General features: G+C 45.4%; 10 protein-coding genes. 6 read left to right on the top strand and 4 right to left on the bottom strand.

Annotated elements, in window-relative coordinates:
* Nucleotides 1–319 precede the first annotated feature (319 nt).
* Nucleotides 320–1,201, top strand: a complete 882-nt coding sequence (locus QT996_RS14595) for a Cof-type HAD-IIB family hydrolase (RefSeq protein ID WP_333047346.1) — start codon at nt 320–322, stop codon at nt 1,199–1,201.
* A gap of 581 nt (nt 1,202–1,782) precedes the next feature.
* Here QT996_RS14595 and QT996_RS14590 read toward each other — a convergent pair.
* The 4 genes from QT996_RS14590 to QT996_RS14575 form a co-directional block, all read right to left on the bottom strand.
* Nucleotides 1,783–2,673 carry an alpha/beta fold hydrolase gene (locus QT996_RS14590; protein ID WP_333047345.1) on the bottom strand — a complete coding sequence of 297 codons (891 nt, stop codon included), beginning with the start codon at nt 2,671–2,673 and terminating at the stop codon, nt 1,783–1,785.
* Nucleotides 2,674–2,831: 158 nt separating this feature from the next.
* Nucleotides 2,832–4,859 carry an adenylate/guanylate cyclase domain-containing protein gene (locus QT996_RS14585; RefSeq protein ID WP_333047344.1) on the bottom strand — a complete coding sequence of 676 codons (2,028 nt, stop codon included), beginning with the start codon at nt 4,857–4,859 and terminating at the stop codon, nt 2,832–2,834.
* Nucleotides 4,825–9,537 (bottom strand): response regulator, encoded by a 4,713-nt coding sequence (locus QT996_RS14580; RefSeq protein WP_333047343.1) that lies wholly within the window; start codon nt 9,535–9,537, stop codon nt 4,825–4,827. Before QT996_RS14580 ends, QT996_RS14585 begins: the two co-directional genes overlap by 35 nt.
* A 742-nt stretch (nt 9,538–10,279) precedes the next feature.
* Nucleotides 10,280–10,807, bottom strand: a complete 528-nt coding sequence (locus QT996_RS14575) for a hypothetical protein (protein WP_333047342.1) — start codon at nt 10,805–10,807, stop codon at nt 10,280–10,282.
* A gap of 80 nt (nt 10,808–10,887) precedes the next feature.
* Between QT996_RS14575 and QT996_RS14570 the strand changes: the two genes are divergently transcribed.
* From QT996_RS14570 to QT996_RS14550, 5 genes are all read left to right on the top strand, one after another.
* Nucleotides 10,888–11,805: a histone deacetylase gene (locus tag QT996_RS14570; protein ID WP_333047340.1), complete on the top strand. Its 918-nt coding sequence runs from the start codon at nt 10,888–10,890 to the stop codon at nt 11,803–11,805.
* A gap of 142 nt (nt 11,806–11,947) precedes the next feature.
* The gene (locus tag QT996_RS14565; protein ID WP_333047339.1) at nt 11,948–12,958 is read left to right on the top strand and encodes a glycosyltransferase family 2 protein; all 1,011 of its coding nucleotides are present in this window, start codon (nt 11,948–11,950) and stop codon (nt 12,956–12,958) included.
* Between the two features lie 195 nt (nt 12,959–13,153).
* On the top strand, nt 13,154–13,735 hold the full coding sequence (locus QT996_RS14560; RefSeq protein ID WP_333047338.1) for a serine acetyltransferase: 582 nt from the start codon (nt 13,154–13,156) through the stop codon (nt 13,733–13,735).
* Between the two features lie 403 nt (nt 13,736–14,138).
* Nucleotides 14,139–14,654 carry a serine acetyltransferase gene (locus QT996_RS14555; protein ID WP_333047336.1) on the top strand — a complete coding sequence of 172 codons (516 nt, stop codon included), beginning with the start codon at nt 14,139–14,141 and terminating at the stop codon, nt 14,652–14,654.
* Between the two features lie 97 nt (nt 14,655–14,751).
* Nucleotides 14,752–15,765 (top strand): glycosyltransferase, encoded by a 1,014-nt coding sequence (locus tag QT996_RS14550; RefSeq protein WP_333047334.1) that lies wholly within the window; start codon nt 14,752–14,754, stop codon nt 15,763–15,765.
* Nucleotides 15,766–15,944 lie beyond the last annotated feature (179 nt).

Here is a 15,944-nt window from a genome sequence, read left to right as displayed (position 1 = left end):
TTTAAATTTTAGATTTGGAATGATTGATGACATAAGGTTTTGGATCTGACCTACAGTTGCATTCTTTTTGGCCACAAGTATTATTAAGTAAGTGGAAATACACATCACCGAGCGAGTGCGGTTTTTACGGCGGTAAACTGGCTACTATTATATAGCTGAGCTAAAACCCTCCCTAAAGAGTTATCGTAGATACTTTTTTTGTCGTTTATTTAGTTATCTATATTTTAGTCTTCAAAAAATCAGAAGTTGCCTTTTGCTATCCCGCCAGTGCCAAAATAAACGGGTGCGTGCAAATCAACAGCTAAAATCTAAAAAAATCATGCAGAATATAACTGCCTCAAATCCAGCTAATGCGACCGATCGCGCTTTTGGCACCGCAGACATTCAATTGCTGGTAGTGGATATAGACGGCACGATCGCAGGTTTGTCAAATACCATCCGAGAACCAGTCAAGCAGGCAATTTTGGCTGCCGAGTCGCGGGGAGTGAAAGTGGCCGTCGCTACGGGCAGGATGTACCGATCGGCTTTGCGTTTTCACCGCGACATCGGCTCAACATTGCCACTGATTTGCTACCAGGGCGCATGGATTCAAGATCACGCTACTCAAAAACGGCTGCGACACTTGCCGCTGTCGAAACAAACTGCTCTGCAACTGTTAGATTATTTTGAAGAACCGCATTTGCGACCGCTGCTTTCGATCCATTTCTACATTGACGACCAACTTTACGTGCCGGAAATTACCGCAGCTACCCGAATTTATGCCGAACGATCGGGCATTGAACCAAATGTGATTAAAGATTTGCGGCGAGATCTTCCGGGGGAACCGACGAAAGTTTTGGCTTTGTGCGAGAATCCGGGGGTACTCGACGGCTTGCTCAGCAGTATGCGGCAGCGCTACACGCCTGCGGAGCTTTATTTGACTCGATCCGTTGCTACTTTTTTTGAAGCTACGCATCCTTTGGCGAATAAGGGAGATGCGGTGCAGTATTTAGCGGAGGAACTTTTGGGTTTACAGGCGGCGAATGTGATGGCGATCGGCGACAATTTTAATGATGTAGAAATGATTGCCTACGCGGGTGTGGGCGTGGCAATGGGCAATGCTCCTGATGGGGTGAAGGCTGCTGCTGATTGGGTGGCGCCGGATGTGGAGGAAGATGGGGTGGCGGCTGCGATCGAACAATTTGTTTTGGGCGATCGTTGATATTTTTACACCCACACCGCAGGGGCGGGTTTAGCGACATTTGGAAAAAATGTATATCAACCCGCCCCGACCCAGCGACAATTTATTATTATATAACTCTCTAGTTTTGAGTTCTATGCAATCAAATTTTGATTATAAAAAAAATCCACAATTTGTGATTTTTTGAGATTAAGTCCAGTCAATTACTTTTTTTGCAACATCCGAATATTTATTTAACGAACCGCGAAGACGCTAAGAACGCGTTCGGCGAAGCCGTTCCCGAAGGGTAGGAAGATATGAAGAAAGCGTGGCGGGCTTACAGATCTTCTCGATGTGAATTATAGATAATTTAAAACTCTTAAAAACGGGTTTCAACAGAAAAAGCACCGACGACTGGCCGTGTTTCGTCTCGGTGCTTCTTCTGGTTCGCTCCTCACACGTCCATCAATATAGCTGACTCAGTAAATTGTGTCAATACTTTTTACAAAAATTGTTTTGTGAGTCGGCTGCTGCCGGGGTGCTGGTGCGGTGGAGCGAGGCTGAACCTTTGTAATGCAGGGGTTTTTGTCGATCGCCCAAGGGTTGCCTTGAGCAGAAAAATTTTACTTCAATTCCACCAGCCAGTCCAAAATCAGAGCGTTGACTTCACTTGGCCGCTCGTCGTGGGGACAGTGGCCTGTGTTGGGAATTGACACAAATTTCACTGGTTTACCGTTGGCGGCCAATTGTTGATAAATCTGGCTGCCGGCGATTGGCGTCCAGGGGTCGTCTGCGCCCCAAAGTACCAATAACGGACGATCGACTTTGGGCAGCAATTCTGACGGTTGAGGGCCTGCTGGGGCCGTGAGAATCGAGGCAAACACTTGTTGAGCTCCAGGCTCGCAGGAGGGGGCGTGGAGGAGTTCTACGAGTTCGTCGGTGATGGCTTCGCGGTTCCCGTAGACTTGGCGCAGGGTGTTGCGGATGCGGTGTTTTTGGCGGATGTTGTTGAAGACAAAGGGGCCGATCAGGGGCGATCGAACTAATTTAGTAAAAGTCCCCATCACTACTCGCAGGGGGAAATTCAGTTCGTCGGGCCGGTGGTTGAGCCCGCCGGCACAGTTGATTAAGACACCGCCTGCTGATATTTCTGGATGGTTGGCGACTACCATCAAACTCAGCAAAGCGCCGATCGAATTCCCGACAAATACCGCCGGTTCCTGTACCAGATCCGCCCAGAAATCTGTCAGCAATTCTTCCCACAATTCCAGAGTGTAATCGAGGGCAGGTTTGGCGGAAGCGCCGAATCCCAGCAAGTCCAGAGCAAATACACGATAGCCGCCGGCCGCGAGTGCGGGGATATTTTGTCGCCAATGTCCGATCGAAGCGCCAAATCCGTGAATCAAAATCAGAGGGCGGCCGGTTCCTTGGACGGTATATTGGATTTTGTGACCTTTCCAAGTCCAAATTAGCTTTTCAAAACTCGTTGCAGATACTAATTGTTGTGCAGTCACGGCTATTATGTAAAGTTTCGTTAACTACTTTCATCATAGCAGCACCATCTCTTTAGGAGCTGGCTAGAAGCAATGCCGCACAAAAACATTATTCCCAATGCCCTGTTTGGCCAATGCCCGATGCCCGATGCCCAATTCCCGATGCCCAATTCCCATTTTTACTTTTTTCCTAGCAACCAATAAGTCATCATATCCCCCTTACCTTTTACCGGGATCACGCCTCGCCTCTCAAACCAATACTTATCTTTCAGAAGCTTATAAGTAACATCAGTAACTTGAATGCTGCCTGCAAAACCCGTAGCTTCCATCCTCGCCGCCACATTCACCGTATCTCCCCATAAATCATACGTAAACTTGCTCACACCAATCACTCCCGCAACAACTGGCCCGGAATTGATGCCAACGCGAATTGCCAGTTTTTCCCCTGTCTCGGCGCACAACTTTGCTATTTTTGCCTGCATTCCCAGGGCCATTTGGGCGATCGCCTCGGCGTGGTCATGTCTCGGCGTAGGCAACCCCCCGACTACCATGTAAGCATCGCCAATAGTCTTAATTTTCTCCACACCGTACTTTTCAGCTAACTGGTCGAAGTGCGAAAAAATTACGTTCAAGCGCTTTACCAACTCGGTGGGAGACATTCTCGCCGATAACTCAGTAAAGCCAACAATATCAGCAAATAAAACACTTACTTGAGCAAAACTGTCGGCGATCGTGCTTTGCTCCGCCTTCAAGCGTTCTGCGATTGGTTTGGGTAAAATATTTAACAGCAACTTCTCGCTTTGTTCTTGTTGAACTTTTAGCGCTTCTTGCGCTAATTTGCGCTCTGTAATGTCAGAAACAGTACCCTCATAGTAGAGCAGCTCACCTTTTGAATCTCGAACAGCCCGAACATTTTCTGACACCCAAATACGGCGTCCGTCTTTGCGACATACCATAGATTCAAACCCCGAAACGGCATTTTCAGCATCCATAGCAGCCACAAATTCGAGGCGGCGTTCTGGGTCAACGTAAAGTTGCTGAGCAATATTTTTAATCTCGGACATCAGTTCTTCTGGCGAGTCGTAACCGTACAATTTTGCCAAAGCTGGATTAGCGCTGAGATAGCCTCCTGAAGGCGTGCTTTGAAAAATGCCTTCCATCGCATTTTCTACAATGCTGTGATATTTTTCTTGAGCAATACGCAGCAATTCTTCTGCTTGTTTACGCTGAATTAAAGAACCTAATTGAGTGCCTACCGCATTAAAAACGTCTATAAATCGTGCGTCTTTCCCACCAGACGAAATTTTAAAGAAAACTAGCACTGCCAATACTTCATCGCCTACCAAAATCGGCACACCAAAACCCGCTTTGAATCCGAGTTCTAGTGCTATTTGACTTCGGAGAAAATGGGGGTATCCACGGGTAATATCTTCTACCCATTCCGGTTGCTTGGATGCCCAAACTCGTCCCGGTAGTCCTATATTCTGGGCAAATGTCAGTTGTTGGCTTTGGGTACGGAACGATTCCATGCTGGCGTTGCTGGCATACCAGCCCCGGGCTGATTCTAGGACAGTTCTTTCTGCATCGGGAATCCAAGCTTCTCCTACATCCCATCCGATTGTTTCGCCCACTTGGTGCAAAATTACTTCTAAAGCTGAGTGAAAGTCTACAGCTTCGCCGATCGCCCGCGTAGTTTCCAGCAAAAACCGGATTGATTCTTCAGCCCGCTGCCGTTCTGCGATTTCTTCCTGCAATCTAGAATTGCGATCATGCAGTTCCCTAGCTTGCAGTTGCAGTTTGGATTGCAGCGAACGAAGGGAAAGTTGGTTTTGGACGCGGGCTAAGACTTCTTCTACTTGAAACGGTTTAGTAATATAATCCACTCCTCCTACTTGAAAAGCTTTAACTTTTTCCAGCACGTCATCTAGCGCACTAATAAAAATTACCGGAATATCTTTAGTTTTTTCGCTTAACTTTAACTGCTCACAAACTTCATACCCGTTCATTTGCGGCATATTAATATCTAGTAAAATTAGATCGGGAGGAGATATTTGTGCCCCTTGCAGAGCCAAGTGTCCGTTAATAGCCTTCCTGACATGATACCCGTAAGATGTCAGCATAGTGGATAAAAGTCGCAAATTATCCGGCATATCGTCAACGATCAGAATGTCTTTAGGAGTCGCTGGTAATGGATGGTCGTTCATCATATAATTGAGTTAAATCGATAATGATATCTATCCGAAAATTATCGACTAAATCTGTTAAAGCGTTAGCGAGATTTGCCTCAGTTTCGGGAATTTCCTTGATCAGTTCGAGGATGCGGTTGTCGTCAACACAAAGTGCTGCTCGGTGCAAATCGACCACCCAGTCTGTGGGCATTACACTCAAATCCTCGGTGGTCAAACTTTTAAGCAGCGTCGGTGTTGAAAAAGAAGTAGATAAGTTTTCTTTTTCATAAATATAACGCAGGTTGAGGTGATGCGCTATCTTTTCAAAGAGTACCTCTTCCCGAAACGGTTTACATATCAAATCGTTACAACCAGCAGACAAAATTACTTGCCGCTGCTCGTCAAAAGCACTGGCCGTCAAGGCAATAATTATTGTTTCTCTACCTTCTATAGTTTTTTTGATCTGTCTTGTCGCTTCATACCCATCCATCACGGGCATCAGCATATCCATTAATATCAAGTGCGGCTTCCAACTTGAATGCAAAGCAATTGCTTCTTGACCGTTAGTTGCTTCCCGGACTTCAAATCCCAGGGGAACCAGCAGCTTAAGCAGCAGTTGGCGATTTTCCGCTACATCTTCAACTATTAATATCCGATAAGTTTCTTGTCCGGCTTCTAAAGCGATAACTTGTTTAATCGGCGATTTTTCTTGTTCATCACTTTCTGTTACTAAGTTAACCCAGATATTAAAGCTGAAAGTTGTGCCTTGGTCGAGTTGACTTTCAACAGCAATATCACCTCCCATAATCCGGACAAACTGTTGGCTGATCGGCAACCCCAGACCAGTTCCCTGCATGGATTTTCGACCAGTTTCGGTTTGCACAAAGGGCTTAAATAATGTGGAAAGTTCCAAGGGAGAAATGCCTGGCCCAGTGTCGGCAATTTCAAAATACAATTGGGATTTGTTTTCTTCTGTCGGGTCTTTTTCCTCGTTGCTGCTGACGCGCAAAGTAACGGTTCCCTGTTGAGTAAATTTAATCGCATTGCCGAGTAGGTTAATTAAAACTTGCCGCAATTTAGCTTCGTCTGTTTGAATGTACTGCGGCAAATCCTCGGCATTTTCAAAAATTAGGTGCAAACCTTTTGAGTTTGCTTTTAGTTGCAGCATTTCTTTGAGACTGTTGAGAAGGTTGTATAGATTGAAGCGGCTTGGATTGATACTAATTTGACCTGCTTCTATTTTGGACATTGACAAAACATCATTGATGAGTTCGAGCAAATGTTCGCCACTGCGGTTAATAATTTCTATGTATTCTTTTTGGTCTTCCGTGATAGAACTGTTGCGGGCCATGACTTGGGAAAAACCGAGAATGGCGTTGAGAGGTGTGCGGAGTTCGTGGCTCATGGAAGCTAGAAATTGGCTTTTGGCGCGGTTGGCAACTTCGGCGTTTTCTTTGGATTTAATCAGTTCCATGGACTGCCTTTGAGTGCGGGCGAACAATTCCGCTTGCTGTAATGCTACTCCTAGCTGAGTACCTACATCAACTGCAACATTGATTTCCGCTTCACTCCACTGGCGGGGAGCAGAATTTTGATAGGATGCTAGTAATCCCCAGAGCTTTTTGCCGGAAAAAATTGGTACAATAATGTAGGATTTAGCTTGAAATTTTTCTAGCAATTGGATGTAACAATTATCGAAACCTTGCTTGTAAATATCTGAGACACAAAGGTAAGTTTTACCTCGGCTGTAGGCTCCGCCTTGGGTTTGTTGCAAATAGGTATCGCGTACTTCTTGTGAGGTGCTATCTAATCTTTTGACAACGCAACGTTCGCTGTCTAAAGCGCCTTCAGTAAGGTGAGAATCCAGCTCCTGTGCTTGGAGGAAAGAAACCCACTTGTGATCACGGGATTCGGCTACAAAATCGCCACTCCAGTCTGGATTGAAACGGTAAATAGCGACTCGATCGCACTTTATGGTTTGGCGCAATTCTCGGGTTGTGGCGTGAAAAATTTCTCGGATATCTAAAGTTTGCCGCATTCTTTCAATGATGCGGGCGATCGCTCTTTGTCGTAAAGCACTTTCTTGCAGTTCGGTTTCTGCCTGCTTGCGTTCGGTAATATCTACAGCCATTAAAGCAATGCCGATCGCTGTACCGTTATCATCAATTAGCTGAGTATTATACCACTCACAGATGATAATTCTGCCGTCTTTGGTCAGATTTTCGGAAGTGCTACTGGATTTGGCGTTCAAGTCATGATTGAAAATATCAGATAATTGCGGGTGGTAGCTTTCAGGTCCGATCAAATCGGAGGCGACTCGACCAATCGCTTCTTGCTCACTGTAGCCAAAAATAGCAACGGCTGCGGGATTCCAAGTGATAATTTCTAAATTGAGGTTTAACTCGATAACTGCGATCGGCGTTTGCTGCAATAAAAACGAGATTCTGTGCTGCGATGCTAGGAGTTTTTCTTCGGATAATTTGCGGTCTGTGATGTCATTAGCAGTGCCGAGAATTTGTTTGGGTTTACCATCAGTTGTTCTGAGAAATACTGTATCCCAACTGTGCATCCACCGCCATTCACCGTTTTTGTGTTTCATTCGGTATTGACATTCAATGACATCACCATTTTTCGCTCGCTCCACTTTTTTGACGCTTTCCAAAAACTCTGGCAAATCGTCGGGGTTGAGCAGCATTGGCATCATTGCTTTCCCCATATCTTGTATTTCTTGGGCGGTATATCCGAGCATCGTTGCAATTTGTCGGTTGCTGTAGACATTCCGCTGTTCAATTACATCGTAAACGTACAATAGGTTGGGATTGGAATCGGCGATCGCTTGAATGAAGTGCTGGCTTTCTCTGAGTGCCGATTCTGTTTGTTTGCGAACGCTAATATCTCGCGCTACGATAATTACTGAATCTGGAGTAAGTGGAGAAACTTTAGCGTCGAGGCAAACTTCGCGCTCTCCGAGTCTAAAGCTATATTCAACATTGATGCTTTGCTTCGTTTTTAGAACTTGTTTGATGGCATTTAACACCAAATCTGCCACAGGTTCCGGCAAGACTTCGTGAGCGGTTTTGTTAATCATTTCGCTTGGAGGTTTCACCAAATTCGTTGATGCTGTCGGGGCAATTTTGATGCAGCGCCCTTCTGCATTTCTGACTAAAACTGTGTCAGTCATGGCCGCAAAAATAGCTCGTAATTCTGTTTCAGATTCTTGCAGAGCTTGCTCGGCGCAGATGCGGGTGCGAATTTCTGCTTGCAGCACTTTATTTTGTCGATCGAGCTGCACAAGCCGGTTTTTTTCTCCCTCGATCAGTTTAGCTTGAGCTAGCGCAATCCCTACTTGAGCAGCCACCGATTCTAACAAGTCGATTTCATCGGATGTCCATTCCCGGTAACGATCGCACTGGTGCAAACAGATAGCGCCGTTTGCCCTGCCTTGGTAGGAAGTGCGAATTGCCAGCATCGATTTCAACCCAACCTTCTGGCAAATCTGTTGAACAGCTTGCAACAGAGGGTCTGAATAAACATTGTTGGAGGCGATCGCCTGATCTTGTATCATCATTTGTACGACGTGAGGATTGCCCCAAATTGGAATGGCTATGTTCCAAATAGATTCGCACTCGGGTTCTAGATACTCGGCCGCCAGAGGAATATCGACTTGGGGGGTAGTAACGTAAGTATGAATCAAACAGCGATTGGCGCAGAATGCCAGACCGATTTGAGTTGCAGCTATTTGAAATATTTGTTCGGGCTGCAAGCTTGAGCGAATTTCTTTAGTTATTTTTGCTATCAGCAATTCTCGCTGAACTTGCCGTTCTAAAGCAGCTTTAGCTCCTGCCATTTCTATTTCTGCTTGCTTGCGCTCGCTGATATCAAAAAGTACGCCATACCACACAATATCGCCATTATCGCGCATTTCGGGGCGAGAATTAGATTGCAGCCATTTGAGTTTACCCGACGGTGTAATAATCCGCCATTCAAAGGCAAAAGGTTCTAAAGTTTGGGCGCTAGTAGCAATTTGTTTTACCAGATATTCGTGGTCATCTGGATGATTTTGATCGAAGCAAAAGTCTGGATTTTTTAAAATTTCCTCACTCTCTAATTCGTAAATCTCCCTACAAGCATAACTAATATATTCAAATTGGAAACTTCCATCGGGTTTCTTGATAAATTGATAAAGAACTCCCGGTATATTGACCGCCAATTTCTGCAACCGCGCTTTGCTTTCCCGGAGTGATTGTTCTGTTCGCTTGCGAAATTCTACCTCTTGTTGCAGTTGGGCATTCTGCTGTCTTAATTGTTTTGATAGCTGTTGTATAGTCAATTGACTTTCGATCCGCACTAAAACTTCTTCCACTTGAAAAGGCTTAGTAATGTAGTCAACACCGCCGACTTCAAAAGCTTTGACTTTGTGAAAAGTTTCATCAAAAACACTCAAGAAAATAACCGGAATTTCCCGCGTTCTTTCGTTGGCTTTCAGTCGGGTACAGACTTCATATCCGTTCATTTTGGGCATGGCACTATCTAGCAAAATCAAGTCGGGGAGAACGGTTAGGTTAGCATTAACCGCCATTTCTCCCGAAATCGCCCGCTGAACTTTATACCCTTCTTTGGTCAATATGTTTGATATAAACCGCAGGTTGTGGGGCTGATCGTCAATAATTAAAATGTGAATATTTTCTTTGTCAAATATCATTTTGTGTTGGATCATTGTGAATTTTTTAGTGCGAGAAGCAGATTGAGAATTTAATAAATTTAGTGAGTCTTTCCCATCATAATTATTTATTAAACCTTTTCAAACTCAGCAAATAGAGGATGAATTTTAGATATTAGCCCATCAACTAACGCAGCTTCTATTTTTTAAACTTATTGGTTGCTTGTCTTAAGGTTTCCCCTCAAATTAACCGTATTTAACCATATCTTATTCCCGAAACCAATCCCCTTATTGGATGTCCAAATTAAGTTTGCATAAAAACAATCCTCGTTTAGGCACTCCAGACCAAAGCAACCGGGTTTTTTAACTTTGTTCAAGGGCTGGAACCAAGTATTTTCGTACAACCCGGTAGATGCGCCCAAAACTGTTTTTTGCTTGACTTTAGCATTAAAAGTCCCAGGAGGATAACGCAAGTTTCTGGATATTATGCTGGCACATTCAAAGGGTTTTAGCAGAGATATACACCTGGACATACCGCGAGGCGAAGAAACCGTTTTTTTTTACTCTTGTCGCTGAAACAAAGTATGGATGTGAAAAACATCGGTTTTGACGCACCCGCCCATCAGTCTTAAGATATTTAATAGGTAACTAAGAGTATATAGCAATCCTCAATCATTTGTTAATTTCTTACTCCCTCCCTGCAGGTTCGGGGGGGGGTTGGGGTAGGGTAAAAAAATTTACGACTCCTGCAAGGATTGCTATAGCTCCATCCACCCGCACCCAAAGCCTACCATATAAACTATTGTCTCGGTCTTTTATCTGCCAGCAATTCCTTAAGTTTAGCAATATTTTCATTGCTGAAACAAATTTTAATTTCTAGTTCTTGGTCAGCCTCCCACAACAGCAGCATATTATCTTCGCCCCAGGCAATTTCGGGATTGTTTAATTCAAGTGTTTGATATTTAACTTCGGGAATTCCTACGCGAATTACCAGTTCCGATTCCAACTGAGGATAGATGTACAATTGCTGTTGCAAGTTATCAAGTTCTAATTTGTCAACAGTGTTGTTACGTTGGACAGGAGAATCGGGTATGTACCAATAGAGAGTTTCCTCGCGAATTTCGGGATTGACTATCACAAATGTTTCGTCAAAACGCTGGGGGTGCCAGTGAATTTCGCTCAGACCGCCGATTTGCGGAATTAGTCGCTCTACCCAGCTAATTTCTTTGCCGTTGAGGTTTCCCCACCACTGACTGATATTATCGAGATTTTCAGCATTTTCGGGGTGAGTGCTGCCGGACTGCCAGACTGTTTTTAGTTGTTGCATATACAGATTCTCCAGCGACTTTAAAAAAATTGAGATTGCAGGCTTTCAATTGGAGATTCATTCGTTATACAATAATTTTAATGGACTTACCAATTATTTACCACGAAGATTACGTTGCACCCCTGCCACCGGATCACCGCTTCCCGATGGCAAAGTTTGGGATGCTTTACCAGATGCTGCTCGCGGACGGGGTAGCAGATAAATCGCAATTTCACGCTCCAGAACTTGGGCCTCAAGAATGGATTGAATTAGTCCACGACCACCGCTACGTTCAAGCTTACTGCAACGGGACGCTGGATGACAAAGCGATGCGGCGAATTGGTCTGCCTTGGAGTCGGGCCCTTGCTAATCGCACTTGCACTGCGGTTGCAGGAACTGTACTAACTGCCAAGCTCGCTTTAGACTACGGTTTGGCTTGCAATACTGCAGGCGGAACTCATCACGCCTTCCCGGCTTTTGGGTCGGGTTTTTGTATTTTTAATGATTTGGCGATCGCCTCTCGCGTCTTACAAAAAAATGGTTTAGTTCGCAAAGTTTTAATTGTCGATTTAGATGTACACCAAGGAGACGGAACCGCCGTAATATTCCAACATGACAGTAGCGTTTTTACTTTCTCAATGCACTGCGAAGTCAATTTTCCGGGTACTAAACAAAAGGGCGATTTAGATGTACCTTTGCCTGTGGGTATGGAGGACGACCAATATTTACAAACTTTGGATAAATTTTTACCAGATTTGCTTTCAAATGTCAAGCCAGATTTAGTTTTGTACGATGCTGGAGTAGACCCTCATCACGGTGACAAACTGGGAAAATTAGCTTTAACTGATACGGGGTTATTTCGCCGGGAAATGCAAGTTTTGACGGCCTGTTTGAGGGCTGGCTATCCCGTTGCCTGCGTGATTGGCGGGGGCTATTGCGATGACGCTCAGGGCTTAGTTTATCGACATTCACTACTGCACCGAGCCGCCAGTCAAGCCTACAGGCAGTATCGACTTTGATGCAGAGCGACGATACTTCCGAAATAGGGCCGAAAAAACAGTCTCCCTCACCCAAACATATAAAAATACTATTAGCGATCGCTCCAGCTTGCCAGATGGGTACAACTTGAGCTAAAAAGTTGTTAAACAAACAACGGTACTTATGTCGAAGGCCAGCGAGTCCAATCACCCCTATCCACTGCTGGTTGTCATTGTTAACTACCGAACCTCTAGTTTGACAATTGACTGCTTGCGCTCTCTAGTTAGCGAAGTTCAATCGCTGCCCGGTATGCGGGTTGCAGTTGCCGACAATGCTTCCGGCGATCGCTCAGTCGAAGAGATTGGCAGCGCGATCGCCTCCGAAGGCTGGAGCGAATGGGCATCCTTCGTTCCGCTAGATCGCAACGGCGGATTTGCCTTCGGCAACAACGCCCTGATCCGTCCCGCCCTCCAATCCACTAATCCTCCCCCTTACTTCCTGCTGCTCAACCCAGACACCGTAGTTCGCCCCGGTGCATTAAAAGGCCTCGTCGATTTCATGGACACTCATCCCGACGCAGGCATTGCCGGCAGCCGCTTGGAAGACCCCGACGGTACCCCGCAGCAGTCAGCGTTTCGGTTTCACAATCTCTTGACCGAACTCGATTTTGGTTGGCGCACAGGCTTTATATCCAACTTGTTAGCTAACTGGGTCGGAGCGCCTCCCATTTCCCAAGAAACCTGTCAAACTGATTGGGTAGCTGGAGCCAGCATGATCGTCCGTCGCGAAGTATTTGAAAAGATTGGCTTGATGGATGAAGCTTATTTCATGTACTGCGAAGAAATGGACTTTTGTCTGCAAGCGAATAAAGCTGGCTGGACTTGCTGGTACGTACCCGAAAGTCGCGTTGTCCACTTAGTCGGCCAAAGCTCAGGCGTCACTGACACCAAAAAGCCCCCCAAGCGGCTGCCCACCTATTGGTTTGATTCCCGGCGTAGGTACTTTATCAAAAACTACGGCTTGGTTTACACAGCATTAACTGATGTATCCTGGGCTTCGGGTTTTGCAGCCTGGAGGGTGCGCCGCGTACTTCAAGGCAAACCAGATGGCGATCCACCACAATTACTGAGGGATTTTGTATTAAATAGTGTATTTTTTAAGGGGGGTAAGATTGAAAAATCCAAAAACTTTTAAAGGGAGTTGGTAAATCGGTCAAAGCCAACTCAACCAGGTTAACCTAGGCAAGCAAAATATTTTATGATGCAGCCGAAAAATTAGTATTCTAGAGCGATAAAACCGGATTGCTCCTTCTTCAAAAACCTGATAGACCAATTAATATCGCCGGCATCTAGCAATAGAGTAAACAAGAAAGAGTGTGAATTAGAGCTTATGGTAACTGAGCAAAACTTAATCACGAGTGAAAATCAAGTAGAAGATTCCAGGCTGGGACTGTGGCAGCAAATTAAAGAAGACTGGATTGCTCATGGTCGAGATTGGACAAAACCGGGATTTCGCGCCGTAGCAGTGCAGCGTTTTGGCGTCTGGAGAATGCAGGTAGAACCGAAATTACTGCGAGCTCCTTTGAGCATTATTTATCGATCGCTCTACCGAAAAGTCCGCAATACTTACGGGATAGACTTGCCTTACACCGTTAAACTCGGGCGGCGCGTGGTGATTGAACATCAAAACGCTATTATTATTCATGGATATTGTAAAATCGGCGACGACTGCATTATCCGCCAAGGTGTAACGTTGGGAAACCGCTATTTGGACAAACCGCTAGAATCCCCTCAATTGGGCGATCGGGTTAACGTCGGCGCTGGTGCAAAAATCCTCGGCAAGGTCTACCTGGGAGACGACGTAAATATCGGTGCAAATGCTGTCGTTTTATCAGACATTCCTGCTGGTCAAACTGCCGTTGGCATCCCTGCCAAAATTATCAACTCTCGCCCTGTGGAAAACAATCCTTAAATTAGTCCCAGAAAAAGTGACCTGTCTCTTCTCTTACTTAAATAAACTAGAGATATATCACCTTTATAGTGATAGATGCTTTAACGAAATTGTGTAGCTCTCTTGCAATTGTTATTGTTGCACAAAGGGTGCGATCGCTACTGCTTGTTGGTATACATCAACTCGCTTAACTAAATAATTATAAGTTGACCGTATAGCAATCCTGTATGAATTGTAAACAATTTGTAGGATTAGTCCCCCGCCGTGCCTACCCTAAAAACCTGGCAACCTACAAAAACATTACAACTCAAATAGGATTGCGAGAGAATTTCAAAAAATACTGTCAATCAGCAACCAGTTATCATATACTGATAATCAAGGGTCACAGGATTATGTATATTTTATCTATTTTGTTGCACAAAGAATGGTTGAATCAATAACTACATCAGTCGTTTCTGCTACAGAAGCAGACTGGAGCCGCGAAAAACTTAGCAGATGGTGGGAACCCAGTCGCCAACTGCTAAAATCTATCCGCAACTATCAAAAATGGCAGCAGCGAGGTGGAATTTTAGGATATTTTTTATCCCGGTTCAACATAATACCGCATCTATTCTGGACTATTGTAGCTGGAACTGACATCCCTTTGAACTGCCAGATAGGAGGGGGACTCGTTATGCTTCATCCTAATGGCATTGTCATTCATCCAGAGGCATCTATTGGCCCGAACTGTATGATTTTTCAACAGGTCACAATTGTTGCTCATGTTAAAATTGGCGGTCACGTCGATATCGGTGCCGGAGCAAAAATTATTCGCTCCGTAACGATCGGCGATCATGCTTTGATTGGTGCTAATGCTGTGGTGATTTGTGACGTGCCACCGGGTGCAACCGCAGTCGGAATTCCCGCAAAAATTATCGAAAAAAAGACCCCGAAAGTCTGAGAAAAATTATAGAAGTCGCAGAAAAATTATGAAATTAGCTGGACTTTTATTAAAAAATAAAACGAACTACTCAGTAGTCGAATTCAAGAGGTAAAACTTGACACAAATTGGATTAGTGGCGATCGGACGAAATGAAGGGGAGCGCCTCCGCCAATGCCTAGTCTCGGCCACCAATAAAGTTGCCCGCGTCGTCTATGTCGATTCCGGCTCAACAGACGGTAGCCTAGATTTAGCCCGATCGATCGGAGCCGATACAGTAGAACTAGACTTATCTATACCGTTTACCGCAGCACGCGCCAGAAACGAAGGCTTTGCCCGCTTGCTGGAACTAGCGCCAGACATCGAATTTGTCCAATTTGTGGACGGTGACTGCGAAGTAGTTGATGGATGGATCGATCGGGCTTACAGCGAACTCGCAGCCAAACCCGACGTAGCAGCAGTATGCGGGCGCAGGCGCGAACGATACCCCGAAGCAAGCATCTACAACCAATTGTGCGACATCGAGTGGGATACCCCCATCGGCGAAACCAAAGCCTGCGGTGGCGACTCCATGATACGCGCCACCGCATTTCAGCAAGTCGAAGGTTTCAATCCCGCACTAATAGCCGGCGAAGAACCCGAACTGTGCTTGCGGCTGCGCCAAAAAGGTTGGAAAATCCTTCGCTTAGACGCAGAAATGACCCTGCACGACGCGCAAATGACGAGTTTCGCTCAGTGGTGGAAGCGGGCTCAAAGAACGGGTCACGCCTATGCCGAAGGTTCCTGGATGCACGGCAGCGAACCAGAGCGCCATTGGGTCAAAGAAACCCGCAGCACTTGGTTTTGGGGCTTAGTCTTGCCAGCGCTAGCCTTGGCAATGACATGGCCGACAAAAAGCTGGAGCCTGTTACTATTGAGTGGCTACCCCTTAGCAACCTATCGCACCTATAACTATTATATAAAGCATCGGGATATCACAACTAAAGACGCAGCCATCTACGCTTTGTCATGTGTATTAGCCAAATTTCCACAGTTACAAGGTCAAATCCAGTTTCACCAGCGCCGATTGCTGGGGCAGCAGAGCAAGCTAATCGAATACAAAACAACCAACTCTATGAATTCAGCAAGCTAGAATTACAGCTAACGTCCCAGAAAGTTCACCCCTGAGTAGCCAATAAATGAGTAATAAAAAATTAAAAGTTTTACTAATTGTAGAGCAGTGCAATCCTGAGTGCAATGGCACTGAAAAAGGCTTAATCACACCCGCAGTTTAGCTTTCAAGACAGAACGAGGTTCCTGCATTCGAGGATA

Origin of the sequence: Microcoleus sp. S13C4 (assembly GCF_036700865.1) — a bacterium.
Classification (GTDB): Bacteria; Cyanobacteriota; Cyanobacteriia; order Cyanobacteriales; family Microcoleaceae; genus Microcoleus.
Note: the sequence above shows the minus strand (reverse complement) of the source record. Positions and strands in the feature narration are given on the sequence as shown.

Bases quoted from the DNA above. Each gene is read 5' to 3' on its own strand.
- QT996_RS14565 (WP_333047339.1), top strand. From the start codon at position 11,948: ATGTCGAAGGCCAGCGAGTCCAATCACCCCTATCCACTGCTGGTTGTC.
- QT996_RS14585 (WP_333047344.1), bottom strand. From the start codon at position 4,859: ATGATGAACGACCATCCATTACCAGCGACTCCTAAAGACATTCTGATC.
- QT996_RS14570 (WP_333047340.1), top strand. From the start codon at position 10,888: ATGGACTTACCAATTATTTACCACGAAGATTACGTTGCACCCCTGCCA.
- QT996_RS14575 (WP_333047342.1), bottom strand. From the start codon at position 10,807: ATGCAACAACTAAAAACAGTCTGGCAGTCCGGCAGCACTCACCCCGAA.
- QT996_RS14580 (WP_333047343.1), bottom strand. From the start codon at position 9,537: ATGATCCAACACAAAATGATATTTGACAAAGAAAATATTCACATTTTA.
- QT996_RS14555 (WP_333047336.1), top strand. From the start codon at position 14,139: ATGGTTGAATCAATAACTACATCAGTCGTTTCTGCTACAGAAGCAGAC.
- QT996_RS14560 (WP_333047338.1), top strand. From the start codon at position 13,154: ATGGTAACTGAGCAAAACTTAATCACGAGTGAAAATCAAGTAGAAGAT.
- QT996_RS14595 (WP_333047346.1), top strand. From the start codon at position 320: ATGCAGAATATAACTGCCTCAAATCCAGCTAATGCGACCGATCGCGCT.